Below are 23,117 nucleotides of genomic sequence, written 5' to 3' on the forward strand. Positions count from 1 at the left end.
TCAAAATCCCTCTTTATTTTTTGAAGATGACTGCTCAACACGATCTATAAACAATGTTGCTGCCAACAAATCTGCTGCTCCGCCAGCGGATGCCTTCATCCTAAGTAGGTCAATTTCTAACAAATGCAAAACACGGCGACCTTGTAGGCTTGAACTACCGCCCAAATCGAGCACTTGCTGAGCTCCTCGTTGCATACGCTTTAAACCAGATATTCCAGAGCGATAGAGCACACAGGTATCGGTCAGGTTAGTCATCATGGCAAGCAAAGCATCTAAGCGAGCAAACTCTTCTTTCATGGGTTTACTGCGACTTTGATAAAGCTGCTTTAAACCAAAATTTACAATGGTTGGGAAGCCTTGTTGTGCCTGTTCTTTTGCACCTAAGACAGCTAATTTTTTCTGTACCTGCTGACCATGACTCAAAGCCTGTTTGGGAATAAAGCGGTCTTCAAGCTGGGCAATTTGACCTGCTAGCTGACATAGCTCAACAGCCGATAAGTAGTGTTGATTTGTGCGTGCAAGTGCTGCTGCCGTAACCATTAAACCCAAAGCCCAAATTGCACCGCGGTGTGTATTGACACCATTTGTTGCCAACATCATGACTTTTTCGCCTTGGCGACCAATTTCACCAATGTCTTCACGCAAGGCCTGACACACTGTTCCGTGCTGGACTGCTACTTGCGCCATCGCTTCAAACATTGGGCCTAAACTTTTCGCAGAACGCTCCATTAATTCCAAAGTCAGGTCATCATGTGCACCGCTGCCACGGCGATCGACCAAGGCGGGCTTTGGTGTCAGATTCACTTCATCAATTAAAGCCTCGACCGCCATGTCTGCTAAAAGCTGACTATGGCTGAGTGTTTGATATTGAATTTGAGCCATCATTACCAACTCCTGAATTTTGCAGGGGGTTGATATAAACCATCTGACCATGTCACCAAGTCGGCAATATTTTTTGCAGCTAAAAGTTCACGTGTAGCATCGGTACGGCGAATGCCTAAATCTTCAGGGAACACCACTAAACCTTCTCGTCTTAAACGTGCTGTGGTTTTAGGGTCTTGGCTTAGACCAATACTGGTTACCCCTGCCACTGCGGCAATCATGGCTTGACGCTCTTCTTGACTACTTGCTTTATATAAATAAGCAATGCCTTCTTCGGTCAGTAAATGCGTGACATCATCGCCATAAATCATGATCGGTGCTAAAGGCAGACCTGCGGTTTTAGCAACATCAATTGCATCAAGACGTTCCACAAAAGTCGGCTTACCGCCTTCTTGAAAGGTTTCCACCATTTGCACAACTAGTTTTTTACCGCGGGCTAAATAGGTTTCTGTTTCATTGGCACCTTGCAAGCGCATATCCAGCCATGCTGGCGTATCATGGCGGCGTCCGCGCGGATCATGCCCCATGTTCGGTGCACCACCGAAACCAGCTAAACGACCTTTTGTGACAGTCGAAGAATGTCCCATACCATCAACTTGCAAAGTTGCGCCGATAAATAGATCAACGGCGTACTGACCTGCAAGCTGACACATCATGCGGTTAGAACGCAGCGCCCCATCACGGCCTGTAAAGAAAACATCGGGACGTGCCGCAACATATTTTTCCATACCGAGTTCAGTACCAAAGCAATGCACGCTTTCTACCCAACCTGTTTCAATAGCAGGAATTAAGGTTGGGTGTGGGTTAAGAGTCCAGTTTCGGCAAATTTTTCCTTTTAAACCTAAAGACTCACCATAGGTCGGTAAAATCAGCTCAATTGCCGCAGTGTTAAAACCAATACCATGATTTAACGATTGCACATTATGCTTTTCATAAATTCCACGAATTGCCATCATGGCCATAAGCACATGAACAGGCTTGATGTGTTTCGGGTCGCGAGTAAATAAAGGCTCAATATAAAAAGGCTGGTCTGCCACAACCACAAAATCAACCCAAGAGGTAGGAATATCGACACGTGGTAAATCAGAGACATCATCGACCAGTTCATTCACTTGCACAATCACAATGCCGTCACTAAAAGCCGCAGGTTCAATAAGTGCAGGAGAATCTTCAGTACTTGGACCTGTATAGATATTGCCTTGGCGGTCTGCCATAAAACCGGCTGAAAGCACCACATTTGGAATAAGATCGACCACAAGACGTGAATACAGCTCGATATAAGTGTGAATGGCGCCAATTTCTAACAATCCATCTTCAATCAACTGGCTAATACGCAAACTTTGTGGACCAGCAAAAGAGAAATCGAGCTTACGTGCAATGCCTTTTTCAAATAGATCAAGATGTTCTGAACGTCCAACGCTTGGCATGATCATATGTAAATCATGCAAAACATCTGGATTGGTTTGTGCCAAAGATCGAGATAAGAAATCTGCTTGCTTTTGGTTATTCCCTTCGAGTACGACTCTGTCACCCGGTGTAATCAGGGTTTCTAAGACTTTAATAATGTCTTGAGTTGGAATGACAACTCCGTCGGTATATTGGCTTGCCATCTCCAGTTTTAGTTGTTTGGCATGACGCCGTTTTGTCCATAACCGTTCTTTATTCTGAACAGATCCTTCCATGTGCTTACCTATATAGATCGCAGTTTTGTTCTGAATCTATAAAAACGCTTTATGGAATTTTGATCAATCAACCTACATCAGCAGTCATTAACCTCAGGTTAATGATTTATTTTAAGGTGGCTAAAAAGGAATTTGAGAGAATCAACGCACCAAACGTCCGCTATAAACTTGCTTATTTATAAAAACTGGTGATTCAACTGTTTTGTATTAAACTATCAGATGATAGAATATTAAGTCTAATTATTCAGCTACAATTACTTGATAAAAAATAGTTTATGCTAAAGAAACATACATATACCTGTTGCCAAAAACGCCTCAACATTTTCAAGCTGGACTGTTGATACTTCCCTATATAAAAACCGAAAACAGCCAGACTCATCAATTAATACTTATAATTAAAGGCTCTTTATGCTTCAAAATACCATGTATCGCCAAGTTCTAATTTTGGCGAGCTCCCAGTCACTTTTTCAAACGATATCAGTGATCGTCATGACCATTGGTGGTTTGGCTGGGGCTAATATTGCAAATACTCCTACGCTTGCAACTTTACCCATTGCATCTATGTTTTTGGGTACGGCTTTAATGATGTTTCCTGCCTCAATGCTCATGGCGCATGTAGGACGACGTAACGGTTTTTTATTCGGCGCTTCTTTAGGCGTGCTTGGCGGCATTATTGCCTCAATTGGTATCTTTTATAGCTCACTATTCCTTCTTGCATTAGGCACGCTATGTGTTGGAGCATATCAATCTTTTGCTCAGTTTTATCGTTTTGCTGCCAGTGAAGTTGCAAATGACGCGTTCCGTTCACGTGCTATTTCTTGGGTGATGGCAGGCGGAATTGTTGCTGCACTCATTGGCCCAACTTTGGCACGTTTTGGTGGCCCTTTATTCCAACATTTAGAATATATCGGTTCATTTTTAATTATCAGCATCATCTCGCTCGTGGCAATGGGTATGTTATCCAGCTTAAATATTGCTCATACAATTGAACAAAAATCTGACTTTACTGCTGGTCGACCATGGCAAGAGATTGTATTTAAACCTACCTATTTAGTTGCTTTGTTTGGGGCAGTAACAGGCTATGGCATCATGATTTTAGGTATGACCGCCACACCGATCGCCATGCGACACTCACATCATGAACTTGGATCGATTACGACAGTCATTCAACTGCATGTACTCGGTATGTTCCTCCCCTCATTCTTTACTGGAAACTTAATCGCCCGATTTGGTGTGCTTAAAATCATGTTTGCGGGTCTTATATTATTTGCTTGTTACGTTGGATTTGCACTCTCTGGTCTTCAGTTCGCTTCTTTCGCCATCTCTTTAATTTTATTAGGGGTGGGATGGAACTTTTTATTTATTGGCAGTACTTCTTTACTAACAGGAACTTATAAGCCAGCTGAAAAAGCCAAGGCCCAAGCGATTAACGACATGACTGTTTTTATTGTCGGCTTAATCTGTTCTTTTAGCGCAGGCGCGTTACTCGACTTAGTTGGCTGGAAAGCAATGAATATGGCTTTAATACCGTGGTTAGTCATTGCAGCAGTTTCTCTTTTCTGGCTCAGCCCAAAAAGAGAAAAGCAGCTTGTTTAAATTATTTCTAACGTGGTTTGCTTAACAGCCATTCCAAGTTTTGACGAACCGCAGGCCACTCGTGTTTTAAAATGCTATAAACATGGGTGTCTCGCAAAATATCATCTTTCACAATTTGATGGCTTCTGAGTACCCCATCGAGCTTTGCACCTAAACGTACAATTGCAGCTTGGCTTTGAACGTTTAAAGAAGATGTGCGTAACTCAACCGCAATACAGTCTAAAGACTCAAATGCATGAGCCAACAATAGCTTTTTACACTCAGTATTCACAGGCGTGCGCTGTGCAGATTTACGATACCAAGTCGAACCAATCTCTGCACGGCGATGTGCAGCTTCAATATGCATTAAGGTCGTCATACCCACCGCTTGCCCTGTTTTTCGGTCTTCAATATAAAATGGCAGCATGCTTCCTGACTGTTGTAAACCAAAACGTCTTTCAATTTCAGCAGTCATCTGTTCAGGTCTTGGAACACGGGTATACCAAAGATTGTAGAGTTCTCCATCGCAAACTGCTTCTGCTAGAGATTCAGCTTGAGTTACATCTAGCGGCTTTAAAATAACGTGTTCGCCTACCAACTCAACAGGTGTAGTCCAAGACATGTTTTTCTCCTTAATGAATACTAAAATTTTATATTTTCAAAACTATTTGTTTAACTCAGCCACACTGTACATAGCATCCGCTATAGTTTTATGACCAGATTTCGCTAGACCATCCGCCGCACCAAAAATATCTCGACGATCTTTGTTTTGCCCAAGTTTTGATTTTCCTTGAAGCTTGGTAATTTCAATTTCTATACCGACAATAGCTTTTAGCATGGGTTCTAGATAGTCTTTTGGTGCATCAGACATTTTCCATGGTTCAGGTTGAGATGCTTCATGTGTACGGGTTAAACGAGCCACAACACCTCGAACATAACGCTCATCATCTCGAATCGTCACTTTACCGTAAGCATGTACAACTCTATAGTTCCATGTTGGCACTTGTTTGTGCTGTTCATGTTTGGATGGATACCAGTTTGGGGAAATATAAGCATCACCTGCCTGAAACACGACTAGCACTTCATCTCCATTTTTAACGTCCTGCCAGACAGGATTAATTCTAGATACATGCGCATGCAACACCCCTAAGTTCCCTTCATTTGTCTGTAACTCAAACGGAAGATGATTTGCATCTAAACCATTGCTTCCATGAGTAAAAAGCACACCAAATGGATGCTCCAAAATAAGAGAATACAATACGTCCAAACGGTTTTCTGCAAAATCATCAGGGATATACATGGCTAAGAACCTCGTTGTTAATATCATGGTTAGTTATATTTTGTGTTGTAAATTTTCTGGTTTATGTGGTTTATTAAAAAGAACCACTTTGTATTTTTTTAAGTAGACCAGAATTATGGCAAGAATGGCAAAAGTTGTTGAACTTCCATCTATTGCAAAGATTGATAAAAGCCAAGGAAAGATTAGTGCTCAATTGACCCAAGCTTTACGTGAAGCTGTACAAAGTGGCGATTTGCAGCCGGGAGACCCTTTGCCATCTTCCCGAGAACTAGCTCAAACCCTTGAGGTCGCTCGCGGAACCATTATTGAAGCTTATGATCAGCTTTTGGCAGAAGGTGTTTTTGATTCTCAAGCAAGAACTGGAACCTATGTATCCCATGCTTTGGTTAAAACACCTACGCCGCAACATTTTCAAGGAGAATCTATTACACCAAGCTCAATACCTTTGACCAAATCTGCTCTTTCTTATGCCCAAGTACTCAAGGAATTTAAACCACTTCCCCATGTTCCATTTGCTGTATCTGTACCTGTTGGCCGCACTCAACCGAGTGATATTTGGCGTAAGTTTGGTAATAAATTTAGATCACGCGGCGCAGGTGCACCTTCTGGGTATGGTGAACCACAAGGTGTCTTATCACTAAGAATTGCTATAGCAGACTACGTGCGTCGTTCACGCTCTGTACACTGCGAACCTGAACAAATCGTGATTACGCCCGGCATTCAACAAGCGCTTTATATTTGCAGCCAGATTTTATTTGAAGCAAAAGATGAAGTCTGGATAGAAGATCCAGCTTATCGTGGGACCACGGCCATTTTTGAACATACCGTACAAAACATTGGTATGGTGCGTGTTCCAGTTGATGACGAAGGTATTCAGGTTGAAGCTGGAATTAAGCTTTCTCCAAATGCCCGTGCAGCGTTTGTAACGCCATCTCACCAATATCCACTTGGCATGCCTATGAGCTTGGCAAGACGGACTGCGTTATTGGCTTGGGCCAAGCAGCAAAATGCATGGATCATTGAAGATGACTATGACAGTGAACTCCGCTATAACGGTCAGCCCTTTCCATCTTTACAAGGCATGGCACCCGATCAGGTGATTTATCTCGGAACGTTTAGCAAGGTTCTATTTCCATCTCTTAGACTTGGCTATGCAGTGTTGCCTAAGGAACTGGTGGCACCTTTTTGTGGACTCAGGGTGTTAATTGATAGACACCCGCCTACTGCCGACCAACACGTTTTGGCTGCTTTTATTCAAGAAGGCTATTTAGAGCGGCATATTCGACGTATTCGGAATGTTTACTCAGAAGTTCGAGAGCACATTATTGGTTTGATTGAAAAATACATACCTCAAGAGCTGGCTTGGTTACAACCGGGCGATCAAGGTATGCATATGGTGTTATGGCTTGCTCAACATGTTAATGACGTTGAAGTTGCAAGCACGGCAGTTAATGCAGGCATTGCCATTAAAGCAATTTCACCGACATTTTCAAAAGAACAGCAACGTTCGGGTTTAATTGTTGGCTTGGGTGACTTTGAACCCGAACTTATGGAACAAGCCATTAAAAAACTATCAAAAATTATTCAACAACATGACAAGCCAACGTAAACAAAACCTACAACAGTAACCATAGATGAATAGCAAACGGGCCAATCAGCACCATTAAAATACCCGCAATCACCATGGTTAAACTTGCGATTACGCCCTCTTCACTATTGCGCTGCTGAGCTCGGACTGTACCAAAACCATGGGCTGCGTTCCCAAAGGCTGCTCCATTTGCCACATTAGAACGAATTTTAGTAATCGCTAAAATTGCATCGCCACAAATCATTCCGACCAAACCCGTAATGACGGTGAATAATGAAACTAGCGCTGCCGAACCGTGAATATCTTCAGCTAAAATCATGGCAAATGGTGTTGAAATCGAACGTGCCATCAAACTGTTGGTGACTTCAGGACTAAAATGGAACCACTGTGCCATTTCATAAGCAGACATCACACCCACACTCATTCCCACAATAATCGCGATCGATAAAACACCTAAGTTTTTACGAATCGTTTCCCGATAGCGATAAATCGGTACGGCGAAAGCTACCGTAGCTGGCCCTAATAAATTAACAATCCACTGGGTATCTTCTGCATAAGTTTGGTATGAAATTCCAAAAATCGTCATCAAAATGATGGTGAGTACAGGCACACTAATTGCGGGGGATAACCAAAGTTTTGGATGCTTTTGATAGATTCGCTTTGCCACAACATAGGCTGCCAACGTCCAGATGAGACAAAGAATTGACCAGATATTCATGTCGTTTTGCTCTTAGATATGCTTATGTTGAAGACGTTTCCGAGCCTGTAAATAAGCCTTCAAACGATTGTAAAAATGAATGGTCAAACACGTACTGAGCATGACTGAAATAGTCCCAACTGCAATGCTCAAGACAATTTGCCACCCTTCGGTCATAAACAGAGTTTTATACTGAACAACGGCAACCACAACAGGCACAAAAAACAGTAACAGCTCACCTAAAACAACAGTTGCTCCCATTGCCACCTGATCCATTTTGATAATTTTAAAGAACAGGCATAAAAGCAATAAAAACATACCTAAAATGCCTGCTGACACAGGTACGCCAAGTTTTTGATGTAAAAGATATCCCACCCACCAAAATCCAGCCAGAATTAGAATTTGTTTACCTAAAACTAAAAATGAAGGCTGTGTGGGTGTTCCAGAAGCAGATTCAGTACTCATTTTTCGAAATTAAATGGTTAACTACACTATTATGCTATCTTGGTTAAACCTGCTAAATATGAATTATTCATGTTAATATTATTCCAAAATGGAATAATCTATTCTTTATTATGCTTTCTCTAAAATCATTACAGTGCTTTGTTACATTGGTAAAAACTAAAAGTTTTACCCGTACTGCTGAAGAGTTATATCTGACTCAGCCCACCATTAGTAAAATATTACAGCAGCTTGAAGAACAGCTTCAGGTCCAACTCTTGGTTAAACCAGATCATGGACGCAAAAGACAAATTGAATTAACTGCAATTGGAGAGCGTATTTATCAACATGCTCTTGAACTTCTTCAGGCAGAACAAAACATCTTTCTTGAAATTGAAAACTATCAACAATTAAAAACAGGTACTTTAAAACTTGGCGTACCGCCTTTAGGTTCGCAGCTCCTAACGACTGCACTGTTTGATTATCATCAACAATGGCCAGATATTGAGTTGGCTTTTATGGAGGTTGGTTCGCGCGGTATTGAACAAGCTTTACTCAATAACGAGCTAGACGTTGGCGTTTTACTGCAGCCCTTTGATGAGCAAATCTTTAATAGCATTGAGTTGTGTAATTACCCTTTAATGGTTCTTTTACGTCGCGATGCGACTTGGGCAACACGCAAAAAAATAAATCTAGAAGAGCTACAACATCAGTCATTTTTAATGTTTCCTGAAAATTTCTCTTTAAACAGTATAATTCTCGATGCTTGTAAACAGCGTGGATTTTATCCCTCTATCGCTTGTCGTACCAGTCAATGGCACCTGTTGGCAGATATGGTTTTACAACGTATGGGGATTGCGCTGCTGCCACAATACTATACCGACATGCTGGACCCTACTTTATTTGCAGCAGTACCGCTTGAAAAACCGAATATTCAATGGCACTTAGTCATGGCTTGGAAAAAGAATCTTCCTGTCTCACCAGCAGTACAAGCGTGGCTGAGCATTGTTCGTCAGCATTTTCAGCACATTAAACCCTAATGAACAATGAAATTGCTTAATTCAGAAATCGATAAAGCTTTTCCACAAAAAAGCTACCCAATCTTGGAACAGCTCACTTAGACTTGATGCCATCCGTTTTATGACATGGACAATAACAATGAATAATGAACACTTTAAGCTGTACACAGATTCACAATTTCTAAGTCCCTATGCCTTTACAGTTTTTGTCGGGCTACATGAAAAACAAATTCCATTTGAAATAGCGACCATCAACTTAGGCCAACAAGACCAGTTTGAGGAATCTTTTGTAGCCAAGTCATTAACAGCAAAAGTGCCTGTACTTGAGCATAACGATTTTGCCTTATCAGAATCTTCTGCCATTTTAGAATATCTTGAAGAGCTCTATCCAAACACACCAATTTATCCAACAGATATTCAGGCACGTGCAAGAGCTCGACAAATTCAGGCATGGCTCAGATCAGACTTGGTGGCATTAAGAACTGAACGTCCAACTGATGTTATTTTTATTCAACCCACATCTATCCCCCTTTCAGAAGAAGGTCAAAAAGCAGCCGAGAAACTTTTCTTTGTTGCAGAAAAACTTCTAGCGCCTCATGCCGAATTTCTGTTTGATTCATGGAGCATTGTGGATGCTGAACTCGCACTGATGTTACAACGCCTCATCCAAAATGGTGATGCTGTACCAGAGCGATTAAAAAATTATGCACTGCAACAATGGCAACGCCCGAGCGTTCAAAAATGGCTTGCCTTGCGACATAACTAAACCCTATATTTCAACCAAACATGAGATAAAAAAATGAGTGATTCAAACTATATTCCTCCACAAGTTTGGCAATGGACTGGAGAAAAAACCGATTTAAACCAACCTACTTCGGGTGCTCGATACGAACACACACTCCCTGTCGGAAAACACCCTCTACAGCTCTATTCTTTAGCAACACCTAATGGACAAAAAGTCACTATTTTGCTTGAAGAGCTTTTAGAATTAGGAATTCAAGATGCTGAATACGATGCTTGGCTCATTAAAATTGGTGAAGGCCAACAATTTGGTAGTGGCTTTGTAGAAGCTAACCCTAACTCTAAAATTCCGGCATTGGTTGACCATAGCCAAAATCCGCCTCTACGAGTTTTCGAGTCTGGCTCAATTTTGCTTTACTTGGCTGAAAAATTTAAAGCTTTCATTCCGACTGATATTGCTGCACGTACCGAATGTCTTAATTGGTTATTTTGGCAAATGGGCAGTGCGCCATATTTAGGGGGTGGTTTTGGACATTTTTATGCCTATGCGCCCGTTAAAATTGAATATGCGATTAACCGCTTTGCCATGGAAACAAAACGCTTGCTTGATGTGTTAGATCAGCATTTAGCAAAGCATGAATATTTGGCTGGTTCTGAATATACCATCGCCGACATTGCCGCATTCCCTTGGTATGGTGGTCTAGTTAAAAACTGGGTCTATAACGGTGCGGAATTTTTAGGTGTTGATGAATATAAAAATGTTCAACGCTGGGCAGATGCAATTCTGGCGCGCCCTGCTGTTCAGCGTGGTCGTATGGTTAATCGCACTTTTGGCGATTTAGAAACACAGTTACATGAACGTCATGATGCAAGTGATTTTGAGACTAAAACTCAAGATAAACTTTAATTGTTATTTTTAAAATATTTAGCCCGCTTTTTAAGTGGGCTTTTTATTAAAATCAGTTAATCTAAAATTTATAATAAATATAGCTTAAAACAATATAAGAACTTTCAAGTAATTTATACATTTACACTTAAAACATTAAAATTCATTTTATCAAAAAAATATATATAAATAGATATTCGTTATTTCTGCTTATATTCAAATCAGCGTAAATTTAACAATAACAATAACAATCTAGATAGAAGATAAAGGATATTTTTAATGAATGCCAAATTAAATACAGAAAACCGTTCTGGTTTTATTTCATCGGGTTCAAATACATCCTTGTCAAACGAAGAGATTCTTTCTAAAGCAAAACAATATGCCCAAGACCATGAACTTAATTTTAGTGGAAGTTTATCACCCACTGATGCATGGCATCTCGTACAACAAGGACAGGCCGTTTTAGTTGATGTACGTACTAACGAAGAGCGTAAATTTGTAGGGTATGTTCCTGAAAGTATTCATGTTGCATGGGCAACAGGCACCTCTTTCAATCGCAACCCACGTTTTTTAAAAGAACTCGAAACCAAGACTGGTAAAGACAAAACCATTCTTTTGTTATGTCGTAGTGGAAACCGCTCCGCATTAGCAGCCGAAGCTGCATTTAATGCGGGTTTTGAGCACATTTATAACGTTCTTGAAGGCTTCGAAGGTGACTTAGATGATCAACAGCAGCGTAATCAAAAAAACGGCTGGCGTACTCATCAACTCCCTTGGCAACAAGACTAAAACCTCAACACATTTTCAGTGAATCAAGGAAAGCTTGTGACTCAATGGAACATTAATGCTGTTGTACAGGGTTTACAACAAGCAAGGCATGACTGGCGTCAGCAACAGCACAGAATCAAAGAATTTGGGGGCCGTGAACTTCCATCTAAAGAAGCTTTGAAAGCTATTTTAGATGATCTCTGTGGCATTTTATTTCCAATGCGCTTAGGCCCTGCCGATTTACGTCAGGAAACTGAAGATTCTTATATTGCCTATACTTTAAATCGGGTACTCACAGCCTTACATGCTCAAGTACAACTGGCTTTAAATTATGAGGCAAAGCGTCATTTGGGTCATTCAAGCACAGCCCAACAGCCACAAGAGCTTGCCCAAAATATTGTTCAGGATTTTGCTAATACCTTGCCTTCTATACGTCGTCTTTTAGATGGCGATGTGCGTGCGGCCTACGAAGGTGATCCAGCAGCACATAGTGTGGATGAGGTACTACTCTGCTATCCGGGCATATTTGCGATTATTCATCACCGAATTGCACATCAGTTATATGCCCAAGTGCCTCTACTGTCTCGCATTATTTCTGAGTTAGCCCACTCTGCAACTGGAATTGATATTCATCCGGGTGCACAAATCGGTAAAGGATTTTTTATCGATCATGGGACTGGCGTGGTGATTGGTGAAACCAGTGTCATTGGGGAACGTGTCCGTATTTATCAAGCAGTAACGCTTGGAGCAAAACGCTTTGAAACCAATGATGATGGTGCTTTGAAAAAAGATTATACACGCCATCCAATTGTTGAAGATGATGTCGTGATCTATGCAGGCGCCACTATTTTAGGCCGTATTACGATTGGTCGAGGGTCCATTATTGGGGGAAATGTCTGGCTGACACATAGTATTGCCGCAGGTAGCCAGATTTTACAGTCACCAAATGAGTCTTATCAAAAAAATCATATTCCCGGTTAAAAACTATAGATGTGAAATAAATAGATAAGGAGACAAATAAATAGTAAGAGCTAAATTAATGCTTATTTCTCATTTAAATATATTTTTATTTTAAATATAGATTTTTAATAAATAAGCCACCTATTCAAAGTTTATAAAACCTTTTTATTTTTTAAAACCAGAACTAATTCTAGTTTATAGCAATACTAGAGTTTTTAATTTTTTGATTTTACCAAGCCACTGTAATAAGGAAAAATGATTCATGGCGAAAAATACTGATAAAGCCCAACTTGCGCTTGGGGACCATGCTGCCCGCCAACTGGCCAATGCAACCAAGACAGCTCCTCAACTTTCTACGATTACTCCCCGATGGCTGACTCACTTACTTCAATGGCTTCCTGTTGAAGCAGGTATTTATCGCCTAAACCGTGTAAATAATACCGATGATATTCAAGTGGCTTGCACACAACGTGATGAAGCAACTTTACCTCAAACCTTTGTTGATTATGATCCACAGCCACGCGAATACTTTTTGAATGGTGTATCGACTGTTCTGGATGTACATACACGTGTTGCTGACCTTTACAGCAGCCCCCACGATCAAATTAAGGAACAGCTACGTTTAACGATTGAAACCATTAAAGAACGTCAAGAAAGTGAGCTCATTAATAACCCTGAATATGGTTTACTGGCAAGTGTGACAGATGACCAACGTATTTCAACTTTAAATGGCCCACCTACTCCAGATGATCTTGATGATTTACTGCGTAAAGTTTGGAAAGAACCGGGGTTTTTCCTAGCACACCCTGATGCGATTGCAGCATTTGGACGTGAATGTACACGCCGTGGTGTACCGCCTCCAACGGTTAGTCTGTTCGGTTCGCAATTCATTACATGGCGCGGTATTCCACTCATTCCATCAAATAAAATTCCGGTAGAAGATGGCAAAACTAAAATCTTGCTGCTTCGTGTTGGTGAAAAGCGTCAAGGGATTGTTGGTTTATTCCAACCAGGTCTTGCTGGTGAACAGTCACCAGGGCTTTCAGTACGTTTTATGGGCATTAACCGTAACGCGATTGCATCTTATCTCATCTCGTTATATTGCTCGCTAGCAGTACTGACTGATGATGCGTTGGCAGTATTAGATGATGTGGAGGTGGACAAATATCATGACTACCCAGTTAACTACAAGTAATCTGCAAGGTAGTCCAACGGGGCCTGAAGTGACTGGTGTTAACCCACCAGCCAACTTCCCTGATGAGTCCACCATTGCTCGTCTTGCTAATGAGTTTTTTTCAGCATTGCCAAGTTCAAGCAGTTCAGCTTCTCCATCGGGCCTTAACTTGGATTTACCTGTAGGTACACCTCCACATCCACCACAACCGGGTGAACCATTTTCTGCTCTTAGTGGTCGTGCACCGAATATCGCCTTTCAGAAAAGTCTTAATCCGGAATATCCTGAGCATATTCCTAACTTACCAGACTATCCTGAACGTCGGATTGTCTCTTCTGCGCCTGTGGTTGGTGGTGCAAATTTACCTCGTCCACCATTTGAGCCACATTTGCCACAAGCTGTTCATAGTGAGCCGAATGTGCCACGTATTGAACCAAACTTACCGACAGGTGCTGGTGAATCACCTTATTATTTTTTAAATGATTTTTCTGCTCCAAATGCAGCAGAACCTTCTGTTACTGGTGTTGAAGATAACTATTCAATTGCGCAGTCTTTTCAGTTGCCGCATGGCGACCAGCTAAAGTCTTTACTCATTGAAGATCGTTTTGCAGCTGATACACCAGCAAAAACCTCACCAAGCTCTGGATTTTATTTCTTAGACTTACCAAAAAGCGGGCAAAGTTATAGTCACTATCAACCATCTCAACCTACCTTTGTAGCAAGTAGTGCTCAGCCACTTGATGTACATGCCATTCGTCGTGATTTCCCAATCTTGCAGGAACGCGTCAATGGTCGCCCGCTAGTCTGGTTTGACAATGCTGCTACTACGCAAAAACCGCAGCGCGTGATTGACCGGATTGCTTATTTTTACCAGCATGAAAACTCGAACATTCACCGTGCTGCACATGAGTTAGCAGCTCGTGCGACCGATGCCTATGAACATGCGCGAAATGTAGTTGCCCGATTTATCGGCGCCCCCTCTTCCAAAGAAATTATCTTTGTCCGAGGAACTACTGAAGGCATTAACCTGATTGCAAAAACATGGGGCGAACAAAATATTGGTGAAGGTGATGAAATTATTGTTTCTCACTTAGAACATCATGCCAATATTGTGCCGTGGTATCAACTCACTAAAAAAACTGGAGCGAAATTACGAGTCATTCCAGTTGATGACACGGGGCAAATTATTTTAGAAGAGTTGCCAAAACTGATCAATGAACGTACTAAACTGCTGTCTATTACTCAAGTATCTAATGCTTTGGGGACAGTTACCCCTGTTGCTGAAGTGATTAAAATTGCCCATGCCAAAGGGGTCCGTGTATTGGTTGACGGCGCTCAATCTGTTTCGCATATACCAACCGATGTTCAAGCCCTCGATGCAGACTTTTTTGTGTTCTCTGGGCATAAAGTGTTTGGTCCAACAGGCATTGGTGCAGTCTATGCGAAACCAGAACTGCTAGAAACCATGCCGGTTTGGGAAGGTGGCGGCAACATGATTCAGGACGTTACCTTCGAACAAGTTGTTTACCAACCTGCACCCAACAAGTTTGAAGCGGGCACAGGCAATATTGCTGATGCAGTCGGTTTAGGTGCAGCACTTGAATATGTAGAAAGTCTAGGTATTCATAACATTGCTCGCTATGAACATGATTTGCTTGAATATGGTCAAAATGCGCTCAGTAGTGTGTCAGGTTTACGCCTCATCGGAACTGCTCACAATAAAGCCAGTGTTATGTCGTTTACCTTACAAGGCTATTCAACTGAACAGGTCGGTAAGGCTTTAAACCAACATGGTATTGCCGTACGTTCTGGTCATCACTGTGCACAACCAATTTTACGTCGTTTTGGTGTGGAACAAACCGTGCGCCCGTCTTTAGCTTTTTATAATACAACTGAAGAAATTGATTTATTGGTGTCTGTTTTACACCAGTTAACTCGTAACAAGCGTACTGTTTAAATCTATTTTTGAAAAAAGACTGCTTTCGAGCGGTCTTTTTTATGGGTTATTTACTATCATTTCTATTCACTTTTTCACCAAAACCACTCGATCTAAAAATCAGCTTCAGCTTATTAAAACCAAAGTAGTTCTAGCACTATATTTACTCGAGCTAAACGTTATCTGCAACCTGCGTAGTACTAGAAAGATCCTGTTTCTGCGAAATAGTGATTAAATGAAATCAGTCAACAGGTTTTGCAGATGACAAAGTTTTTTGGTTACTTTTTCCAAAAAAAGTAACAGAATTAGCTACTTTCTATTGGTGTATAAACGATAAGACTCCGCCGTGAAAGCTATATATACAATCTAAAATCGTACTTCTGTAATATCCTTAAACACTCACAGCAATTAAACAAACAATCCCCAAATCAATCTCAATGCAATCCCAATTAACAACAGCCCCATCACCCTCTCAAAATAAACACCAAACTCCAAAAATCGTTTACGTACTATTGGATGAGCAAACATTACACTCACGACCATAAACCAGATCGCATTAACCATACACATCCAAATGCCATAAAAGATCTGAACTTTCATGGGGGTTGTTACACTCACAATAGTTGTAAAAATTGCCAGAAAAAAGATTGTGGCTTTCGGATTCAGCGCATTAGTTAAAAAGCCCATCGAAAAAGATTTAAATAAGCTCGGAGTATCTGTATCTGCTTGGTCATTAATCTCAATATTAGTATTCGGCTGACTACGCAAACACTGCCATCCTAAATAAAGCAAATAAGCTGCCCCCGCTGTTCTAATGAGTGACATGAGCCATTCGCTTTGTTGAATCAAAAAGCCAATGCCAACAAGCGTATAAAACACATGAACCGAAATTCCAACACCAATACCAATCGCGGTCATACACCCTATTAAGTAGCCATAACGTACACTTTGTCTTACCGTAACCACAAAATCTGGTCCTGGTAAAATCACTGCCAAAAAGTGAATGAGTGCCAGTGTTAAAAACTCATGCCCATACAACTGCCACATTTATTCAGCCTCCTTGGCAACGCTATAGCTGACACTGAGCTTTCCTTTCTTAATCTGATAGGACTGAATTTCTATAAAACCAATATCCCCCAACGCTGCAACATGAGTCCCGCCACAGGGAAATGCAGAAAACTCACCAAAACCGATTTCACGAAAACCATCTGCATGTTGCTGAAGATTGGCTGGTAAATTAGCCTGAATATATTGTAAACAATGCTGTTCAAGCATTTGAGCATCTAACTGCTGAGCTGTATCCAAAGCAATGAACTGAACTCGTGCATCATGTGGCCAGTGCTGCGCTTTTACAGCTTGCCAGCCAAATAGATGCATTACATGTCCAAGCAGATGTCCCGCTGAATGTAAACGACTATGATAACGACGTCCTGCTTCATCCACTTGTGCAAAAGCCACTCCCAACTCAACAGGTTGTGTGCAGTAATGAATGATTGCCCCTTGTTCAATCGCCACATGCACTACATCAACTTCTGCGATTTTGCCCGTATCACTCGGTTGACCACCACCTTGAGGATGAAATGGTGTTGCCGATAAATGCACGGCAAAACGCCCATCTTCACAAGGATTACACGCTAGAACTTCAACCTCAGCGGCAAGAGCACCTGTTAAATACAATGCTTGCGTCATATTTTTCTACATCTACTTTAAGATGAAAAAGATTGTATTGCGATTTCTTAAACGCGATAATCCACTCTAAATCCAAATAACTTTTGCCTCATGAGCACAAATCAAAGTTTAGTTCTGTTAAATGAAATGGCGACTTTCGTGAAAGTGGTCGAGTCAGGGAGTTTTTCTGAAACGGCTCGACAACTCGGTACTACACCATCTGCGATAAGCCGTGCGATTGCTCGCTTAGAACGTGCTTTAGGAACACGCTTACTTTATCGAACCACACGAAAGCTTCGTTTGAGTGAGAGTGGTCAACAGGTCTATCAACGTTGTTTAGATATGGTCAATGCGGCACAGGCAGTGATGGAAAGTTCAGGCCAATTTCATGTAGAACCGCAAGGAATCATCCGTCTGAGTGTTCCAAAAGCCGTTGGACATTTTATGATCCATCCACATTTACCTGAGTTTTTAGAACGCTACCCAAAAATTGATATACAAATGCTTTTAGAAGACCGTTATGTTGACTTAATTGATGATGAAGTTGATTTAGCGCTTCGAATTACGGAGCAACCCTCTGGCGGCCTGATGGGACGAAAACTCATTGATATCGATCACTTGATTTGTGCTACACCTGAATATTTGGAAAAACATGGCATACCAACCCATCCCCATGATTTAAAACAGCATGAATGTATCTATTTGGGTGAACAAATCAGTGATTCAAAATGGAAATTTCAACAAGGGAATAAGTCGATTAGTGTTGCCGTGCGTGGTCGTTATGCTGCAAATCATACAGGTGTACGTTTAAGCGCAGCCCTACAGCATTTAGGAGTAGCCAGCTTACCCTACTTTGTTGCGCGCCATGCTTTGCAACAACAGACTTTGGTTCAAGTTTTACCCGAATGGGATTTTAAGACCTATTACAGTGGTGGGCTGTGGCTACTCTATCCGCCAACACGCCACGTACCGCCTAAATTAAGTGTCTTTATTCAATATTTGGCAGATAAATTGGCAGCAGAGCCGACTTTATTTAAGTTCAAATGATATAGAATCAAGGAATTAATACGATGGAATCCTACCTTTCTATCTCTAAAGCAATCAGCTAATTCGGTTACTTTTTTTGAAAAAAGTAACCAAAAAACTTTGCCATCTACAGAACCTGACCACTGTTTCCATCTATAAAAAATATTACAAAAACATTATCTTTATAAATTATGGGCAGGCTGTAGATGAATCCTAGCTCAAGCAAATACTATCTAGAGTCCTAATCATTAGGAGCTATGAGTACGACTACTCAACCAATAAATCTTTTGGATTAATCGTATCGCCATAGACTGGTTTTAAAGTTTTTTCATAAGCCTGATGAATCACGCCTTCTTTTGCCAATTTCTCTAGATCTTGGTTCAACCAGTCCAATAGCTCTTTATCACCCTTTTTCACTGCCGGTGCGATTAAGTCCTGCTCACCTAAGTTTGTAATGCCTACTGTGTAATTTGGATTTTCTTTAGCCCAAGCTAAAACCAGCAAGTTGTCATGTGCTAAAGCAGCACCACGACCATCTTTTAAAGCATCAAAGGTTTCAGTGTTTTGCTCATACTTTTGTAGTTTAATTTCAGGATGAGTCTTGGTGAAGAATGAATCAGCCGTAGTACCTTTATTCACCAACAAAGTTTTATCTTTGAGTTGAGCAATATCTGTAATTGGATGAGTTTTAGGAGACACCACACCCAAAGCAACTTTTAAATAAGGTTTAGCAAAATCGACTACTTCTTTCCGTTCTGGTGTAACCGTAAAGTTTGCAAAAATAATATCTACTTTATTGGCTTTTAAATATTCGACACGATTTGCAGCTTCAGTTAAAACAAACTCTACCTTGTTTTCATCACCTAACAAGTCTTTAGCAACATGCTTGGCAATCTCTACATCGAAGCCCTGATTTTTACCTTGAGCATCTAAATATCCAAACGGCGGTTTATCGCTAAATACACCAATACGCACGACACCATTCTTTTTAATCTGCTCAATACTCGACACAGTTTGAGTGGTGTCAGCTGTTTTTTCATTAGATTGCGTGCCTTTATCACATGCAACCAAACCTAAACTCAGCAAAGATGCAGCTAGAACATGCTTTATATTTTGTAAAGTTAGTGTTGTCATTATTTCACCCTATCGTTCTTGTAAAAGTCTTATTTAAAATCACAGTGCCTCCTTTTAGACACTGCTCCAGCAATATCGAAAAATTATTGGCCTACATCTAAAAACACATTAGGATTAACCGATTCACCATAAATTGGTTTTAAGGTTTCATCATAAATTTTCTTAATTTCACCGCTTGTTCTTAGCTGCTTGATTTCAGTATTTAACCAATTCAATAATTGGGTATTGCCCTTTTTCACTGCTGGTGCAATAAACTCTTGATCACCAATAGACTGGATACCCGCCACATAACTTGGATTCTTCGCAGCCCACGCCAAAGCATAAGTACTATCTTGTGAAATTGCGTCACCACGACCGTCGGTCAAGGCTTTGAACGCATCCGAATTTCTTTCAAACTTCAGTAAATTCACTTTCGGATAGTGCTTCGTAAAATAGGTATCTGAACTGGTGCCTTTATTTACAATTAACGTTTTACCTTCCAATTGAGCAATGTCAGTAATTGGTTTGGCTTTAGGAGAGACAATCCCGAAAGCACCTTTTAAATAAGGCTCGGCAAAATCTACAACCTCTTTACGTTCAGGCGTTACTGTAAATGTCGCAAACACAACATCGGCACGGCTTGATTTTAAAAACTCCACCCGATTTGAAGCCTCAGTCACAATAAACTCAACTTTCTTTTCATCGCCGAGCAGGTCTTTAGTGACTCGTTTTGCTAAAGCCACATCAAAGCCCTGATTATTGCCAGCACTGTCTACATAACCAAACGGCGGATCGTCGGCAAAAACGGCAACTCGCAACACCCCATTTTTTTTGACTTGCTCTAAAGACTGGTCTTCTTGAGTATTACTTGCTTGCTCAGTTGATGGCGTTTTACTACATGCCGTTAATAACACCCCAGCAACAGCAATACTGCTTAATATTTTTATTGAGTTACGTTTAAACATTCACTTCCTCATGATTCAAATAATAAAAGACTTAATACGACAAGATATTTAAAAAGGTTTTCGCTCTTTCTGTTTTTGGCTGTTCAAAAAATTCTTCTGGTGGTGCCTGTTCAATAATTTTGCCCTTATCCATAAAAATAATGCGGTCGGCAACCTTACGGGCAAATGACATTTCATGTGTCACAATCAACATGGTCATCCCCTCATTGGCTAGTTTCAAAACAACATCGAGCACTTCTCTGACCATTTCCGGATCAAGCGCAGCGGTAATTTCATCGAGCAAAATGACTTTAGGTTGCATGACCAGTGAACGGACAATGGCGATACGCTGCTTTTGTCCACCGGAAAGTTGTCGCGGATAATCGAGTTTTCGTTCAAATAGCCCCACTCGCTTTAACAACTCATCTGCAACTTGTTCAGCTTCATCACGTCGGCGTTTTTGCACTTTGAGTGGTCCAAGCAAAATATTGTCAATGACATTCATATGCCCAAACAGCTCATAGTTTTGAAAAACCATGCCAATTTTTTGACGAGCATTAGTCCAGTCAACATCTTTACCCAACACACCCGAACCTGTTAATCGAATCTCACCACCTTGAATCGGCTCTAATCCATTAATACAGCGCAGTAAGGTACTTTTACCGCAGCCCGATGGGCCTAAAATAACAACCACCTCTCCTTGTTCTACATCTAGATCAATGCCCTGTAAAATATGACTTTGTGCAAATGATTTCTGTAATTGTTGTATCGATAACAAAGGCATAATTACTCCCAGACCTTTTCTAGATGTGCCGCCAAACGAGATAAGGGATAGCAAATCAGAAAATACAAAATAAAAATAAAGCCATAAATCCAAAGCGAGGCGCTCGGCACAGTCAGAAGCGAATTTTCAATAATTTGCTGGCCCACCTTAATGACCTCCACCACACCAATCAGAACTGCCAAAGAGCTAGTTTTCACCATTCGGGTAAATAAATTAATCGCGCCTGGTGTTACTCGTTTTAGACTTTGCGGAAAAATAACGTAGACCAATGCTTGAACATGAGTCAGTCCAAGCGCATAGGCCGAATCACGTTGATGCTGATCAATCGAGGTTATGGCTGCACGGACCAAATCGCCCATTTCAGCCGTGCCCCATAAAACAAACACCACAACACACACCCACATCGCAGAAAACTGCCAGTTAAACCATGTGGCAAAACCGAAATAAAAGACAAACAGCAAAACTAAAATTGGAATGATTCGAATCGCTTCTAAATACAGGCGGCACAGTGCTTTAACGACTATGTTTTTAGAAGTCATAATGACGCCAAAAATCGTGCCTAAAATCGCAGAGAAAAATACTGAAATAAAAGCAATTTTTGCGGTTGCCCAAAGTCCCCACATTAATCGTTCGAGATGACTCGCCTGAAATAGATAATCAAGTTCCATGGCTCACCTTCCGACTTCTGTGTTCCAGATAACTGGTTAAAATAGACACGGGCAATAAAATAATCAGATAAGCCATGATTAATAAGAACAAAGCTTCTGTTGTTTTATAATCCATGCCAATTAAGTCTTTGGTGACAAAAAGCAGCTCAACGACAGCAATCGCACTCACCACAGAACTTTCTTTAATTAAAAATAGACAATTTGCTCCAATTGCTGGAATTGAAATAGCAAGTGCTTGCGGAAAAATGACATATCTAAAAATTTGAGTCGGTTGCAGACCGATACTTTTTGCAGAATCAATCTGACCTTTTGCAACAGACTGTAGACCCGCTCGAAAAGCTTCTGCCATATAGCTTCCGCCTAAAAATGTGAGTCCAATCACACCACAAGTAAAACCATCGATTTTGATGCCAAGTTTGGGCAAACCGTAATACAAAAAGAATAGTTGAATTAATAAAGGGGTATTTCGAGATAACTCAATATAGAACTGGGCAATTCTATTTAGCACCCGCACGCGATATGTGATTAAAATGCTGCAAATCAGCCCTACAATAATGGCCAGAATAATGCTGATAATTGAAATTTTCAGCGTGGTCAAAGTTGCAGAGAAAAATTGCGGCAACACACTATGGATATACTGCCAGTTCAAGGAAAATTCCAAAAAATAATATTAAAACGTTATAAATATTTAGCTCTAGTCAGCGATCAAATATTTGTGTACCGAGTTTATTTTTTTCCCAATTGGTCTAAAACCATTTTTATTAGATAAGCTTTTCTATAAGTTTGATAAATTCGATTTGGCAATCGAAAGCATTCAAATCAGTTGAATACAACCGCTTAAAACATGTTCATCACAACCCATATATAATAAAACCCATAAAAAAATCGGACACCAACGCCCGATTTTCATGAAAAAAATTTCAGTCTATTGCTTATTTTCTAAGGACATCACCAATGCTTGGATCTTTATCAAATACCGATTTTGCATAAGGGCAAAGCGGAATCACTTTCACTTCTTTTTCGCGAACAAAAGCAACTAAAGCATCAAGTAATTGGCGACCTACGCCTTGTCCCCGATAATTTTCATTCACATCTGTGGCATCAATAATCAGCATGCCTTCGCCTGCCCATGTATAAGTCATTTCACCTGCAACGGTTTCACCATCAAGTAAAATAAAGCTACCGTGTTTTGTATCATCTTTTTGTTGAATATTCACAATAAATTCCTCTTCTTACGACTCATATTTATTTAAAAATGACTTTGT

26 protein-coding genes are annotated in these 23,117 nt (G+C 40.7%); 12 read left to right on the forward strand and 14 right to left on the reverse strand.

What is annotated here, in order from left to right; translation table 11 throughout:
• Both ACB088_RS08785 and mdcA read right to left on the reverse strand, forming a co-directional pair.
• Positions 1-885 carry a triphosphoribosyl-dephospho-CoA synthase gene (locus tag ACB088_RS08785; RefSeq protein ID WP_375038668.1) on the reverse strand — a complete coding sequence of 295 codons (885 nt, stop codon included), beginning with the start codon at positions 883-885 and terminating at the stop codon, positions 1-3.
• Entirely contained in the window at positions 885-2,564 is a 1,680-nt protein-coding gene (mdcA, locus tag ACB088_RS08790; RefSeq protein ID WP_375038669.1) for a malonate decarboxylase subunit alpha, read from the reverse strand. The genes ACB088_RS08785 and mdcA overlap by 1 nt, the downstream gene beginning before the upstream one ends.
• 408 nt (positions 2,565-2,972) lie before the next feature.
• On the opposite strand from mdcA, the gene ACB088_RS08795 reads away from it, so the two are divergent.
• On the forward strand, positions 2,973-4,160 hold the full coding sequence (locus ACB088_RS08795) for an MFS transporter (protein ID WP_375038670.1): 1,188 nt from the start codon (positions 2,973-2,975) through the stop codon (positions 4,158-4,160).
• Between the two features lie 7 nt (positions 4,161-4,167).
• Here ACB088_RS08795 and ACB088_RS08800 read toward each other — a convergent pair whose 3' ends face one another.
• On the reverse strand, positions 4,168-4,761 hold the full coding sequence (locus ACB088_RS08800; protein ID WP_375038671.1) for a GNAT family N-acetyltransferase: 594 nt from the start codon (positions 4,759-4,761) through the stop codon (positions 4,168-4,170).
• Positions 4,762-4,803: 42 nt separating this feature from the next.
• The gene (locus ACB088_RS08805) at positions 4,804-5,439 is read right to left on the reverse strand and encodes an FMN-binding negative transcriptional regulator (protein ID WP_375038672.1); all 636 of its coding nucleotides are present in this window, start codon (positions 5,437-5,439) and stop codon (positions 4,804-4,806) included.
• A 115-nt stretch (positions 5,440-5,554) separates the two neighbouring features.
• Here ACB088_RS08805 and ACB088_RS08810 point away from each other — a divergent pair, with 115 nt between their 5' ends.
• Positions 5,555-7,048 (forward strand): PLP-dependent aminotransferase family protein, encoded by a 1,494-nt coding sequence (locus ACB088_RS08810; RefSeq protein WP_375038673.1) that lies wholly within the window; start codon positions 5,555-5,557, stop codon positions 7,046-7,048.
• A gap of 7 nt (positions 7,049-7,055) precedes the next feature.
• Here ACB088_RS08810 and ACB088_RS08815 read toward each other — a convergent pair whose 3' ends face one another.
• Both ACB088_RS08815 and ACB088_RS08820 read right to left on the reverse strand, forming a co-directional pair.
• Positions 7,056-7,745, reverse strand: coding sequence for an LrgB family protein (locus tag ACB088_RS08815; RefSeq protein WP_005041374.1), 690 nt, complete (start codon positions 7,743-7,745; stop codon positions 7,056-7,058).
• Between the two features lie 12 nt (positions 7,746-7,757).
• Positions 7,758-8,189: a CidA/LrgA family protein gene (locus ACB088_RS08820; RefSeq protein WP_375038674.1), complete on the reverse strand. Its 432-nt coding sequence runs from the start codon at positions 8,187-8,189 to the stop codon at positions 7,758-7,760.
• 110 nt (positions 8,190-8,299) lie between these two features.
• On the opposite strand from ACB088_RS08820, the gene ACB088_RS08825 reads away from it, so the two are divergent.
• The 7 genes from ACB088_RS08825 (at position 8,300) to ACB088_RS08855 (ending at position 15,670) form a co-directional block, all read left to right on the forward strand.
• On the forward strand, positions 8,300-9,205 hold the full coding sequence (locus ACB088_RS08825; protein ID WP_375038675.1) for a LysR family transcriptional regulator: 906 nt from the start codon (positions 8,300-8,302) through the stop codon (positions 9,203-9,205).
• A 118-nt stretch (positions 9,206-9,323) separates the two neighbouring features.
• A complete protein-coding gene (gene yfcF / locus ACB088_RS08830; RefSeq protein WP_375038676.1) occupies positions 9,324-9,950 on the forward strand; it encodes a glutathione transferase in 627 nt (208 codons plus the stop codon).
• 33 nt (positions 9,951-9,983) lie between these two features.
• Positions 9,984-10,832 carry a glutathione-dependent disulfide-bond oxidoreductase gene (yghU, locus tag ACB088_RS08835; RefSeq protein ID WP_375038677.1) on the forward strand — a complete coding sequence of 283 codons (849 nt, stop codon included), beginning with the start codon at positions 9,984-9,986 and terminating at the stop codon, positions 10,830-10,832.
• 258 nt (positions 10,833-11,090) lie between these two features.
• Positions 11,091-11,600 carry a rhodanese-like domain-containing protein gene (locus ACB088_RS08840; protein ID WP_375038679.1) on the forward strand — a complete coding sequence of 170 codons (510 nt, stop codon included), beginning with the start codon at positions 11,091-11,093 and terminating at the stop codon, positions 11,598-11,600.
• Between the two features lie 18 nt (positions 11,601-11,618).
• Positions 11,619-12,560 carry a serine O-acetyltransferase EpsC gene (epsC, locus tag ACB088_RS08845; RefSeq protein WP_080026793.1) on the forward strand — a complete coding sequence of 314 codons (942 nt, stop codon included), beginning with the start codon at positions 11,619-11,621 and terminating at the stop codon, positions 12,558-12,560.
• A gap of 241 nt (positions 12,561-12,801) precedes the next feature.
• Entirely contained in the window at positions 12,802-13,734 is a 933-nt protein-coding gene (locus ACB088_RS08850; protein WP_231763611.1) for a family 2A encapsulin nanocompartment shell protein, read from the forward strand.
• Entirely contained in the window at positions 13,709-15,670 is a 1,962-nt protein-coding gene (locus ACB088_RS08855; protein WP_375038681.1) for a family 2A encapsulin nanocompartment cargo protein cysteine desulfurase, read from the forward strand. Before ACB088_RS08850 ends, ACB088_RS08855 begins: the two co-directional genes overlap by 26 nt.
• Before the next feature lie 387 nt (positions 15,671-16,057).
• On the opposite strand, the gene ACB088_RS08860 is transcribed toward ACB088_RS08855, so the two are convergent.
• Together ACB088_RS08860 and ACB088_RS08865 are read right to left on the reverse strand one after the other, a co-directional pair.
• Positions 16,058-16,696 (reverse strand): LysE family translocator, encoded by a 639-nt coding sequence (locus ACB088_RS08860; protein ID WP_375038682.1) that lies wholly within the window; start codon positions 16,694-16,696, stop codon positions 16,058-16,060.
• Positions 16,697-17,338, reverse strand: a complete 642-nt coding sequence (locus ACB088_RS08865) for an alanyl-tRNA editing protein (RefSeq protein WP_375038683.1) — start codon at positions 17,336-17,338, stop codon at positions 16,697-16,699.
• Between the two features lie 90 nt (positions 17,339-17,428).
• Here ACB088_RS08865 and ACB088_RS08870 point away from each other — a divergent pair, with 90 nt between their 5' ends.
• Both ACB088_RS08870 and ACB088_RS08875 read left to right on the forward strand, forming a co-directional pair.
• Positions 17,429-18,364: a LysR family transcriptional regulator gene (locus tag ACB088_RS08870; protein ID WP_375038684.1), complete on the forward strand. Its 936-nt coding sequence runs from the start codon at positions 17,429-17,431 to the stop codon at positions 18,362-18,364.
• A gap of 76 nt (positions 18,365-18,440) precedes the next feature.
• On the forward strand, positions 18,441-18,560 hold the full coding sequence (locus ACB088_RS08875) for a hypothetical protein (protein ID WP_375038685.1): 120 nt from the start codon (positions 18,441-18,443) through the stop codon (positions 18,558-18,560).
• 50 nt (positions 18,561-18,610) lie between these two features.
• Here ACB088_RS08875 and ACB088_RS08880 read toward each other — a convergent pair whose 3' ends face one another.
• From ACB088_RS08880 to ACB088_RS08900, 5 genes are all read right to left on the reverse strand, one after another.
• Entirely contained in the window at positions 18,611-19,477 is an 867-nt protein-coding gene (locus ACB088_RS08880) for a cysteine ABC transporter substrate-binding protein (RefSeq protein WP_209830566.1), read from the reverse strand.
• Between the two features lie 83 nt (positions 19,478-19,560).
• On the reverse strand, positions 19,561-20,421 hold the full coding sequence (locus ACB088_RS08885) for a transporter substrate-binding domain-containing protein (RefSeq protein WP_375038686.1): 861 nt from the start codon (positions 20,419-20,421) through the stop codon (positions 19,561-19,563).
• A gap of 31 nt (positions 20,422-20,452) precedes the next feature.
• A complete protein-coding gene (locus tag ACB088_RS08890) occupies positions 20,453-21,184 on the reverse strand; it encodes an amino acid ABC transporter ATP-binding protein (protein WP_004642454.1) in 732 nt (243 codons plus the stop codon).
• Positions 21,185-21,186: 2 nt separating this feature from the next.
• The gene (locus tag ACB088_RS08895) at positions 21,187-21,852 is read right to left on the reverse strand and encodes an amino acid ABC transporter permease (RefSeq protein ID WP_375038687.1); all 666 of its coding nucleotides are present in this window, start codon (positions 21,850-21,852) and stop codon (positions 21,187-21,189) included.
• Positions 21,842-22,501, reverse strand: a complete 660-nt coding sequence (locus ACB088_RS08900) for an amino acid ABC transporter permease (RefSeq protein WP_001104474.1) — start codon at positions 22,499-22,501, stop codon at positions 21,842-21,844. Before ACB088_RS08900 ends, ACB088_RS08895 begins: the two co-directional genes overlap by 11 nt.
• Positions 22,502-22,565: 64 nt before the next feature.
• Here ACB088_RS08900 and ACB088_RS08905 point away from each other — a divergent pair, with 64 nt between their 5' ends.
• Positions 22,566-22,679 (forward strand): hypothetical protein, encoded by a 114-nt coding sequence (locus tag ACB088_RS08905; protein WP_375038688.1) that lies wholly within the window; start codon positions 22,566-22,568, stop codon positions 22,677-22,679.
• A 105-nt stretch (positions 22,680-22,784) separates the two neighbouring features.
• On the opposite strand, the gene ACB088_RS08910 is transcribed toward ACB088_RS08905, so the two are convergent.
• A complete protein-coding gene (locus tag ACB088_RS08910; RefSeq protein ID WP_375038689.1) occupies positions 22,785-23,069 on the reverse strand; it encodes a GNAT family N-acetyltransferase in 285 nt (94 codons plus the stop codon).
• Positions 23,070-23,117 lie beyond the last annotated feature (48 nt).

Source organism: Acinetobacter sp. RW6 (genome assembly GCF_041956835.1).
Taxonomy (GTDB): domain Bacteria; phylum Pseudomonadota; class Gammaproteobacteria; order Pseudomonadales; family Moraxellaceae; genus Acinetobacter; species Acinetobacter calcoaceticus.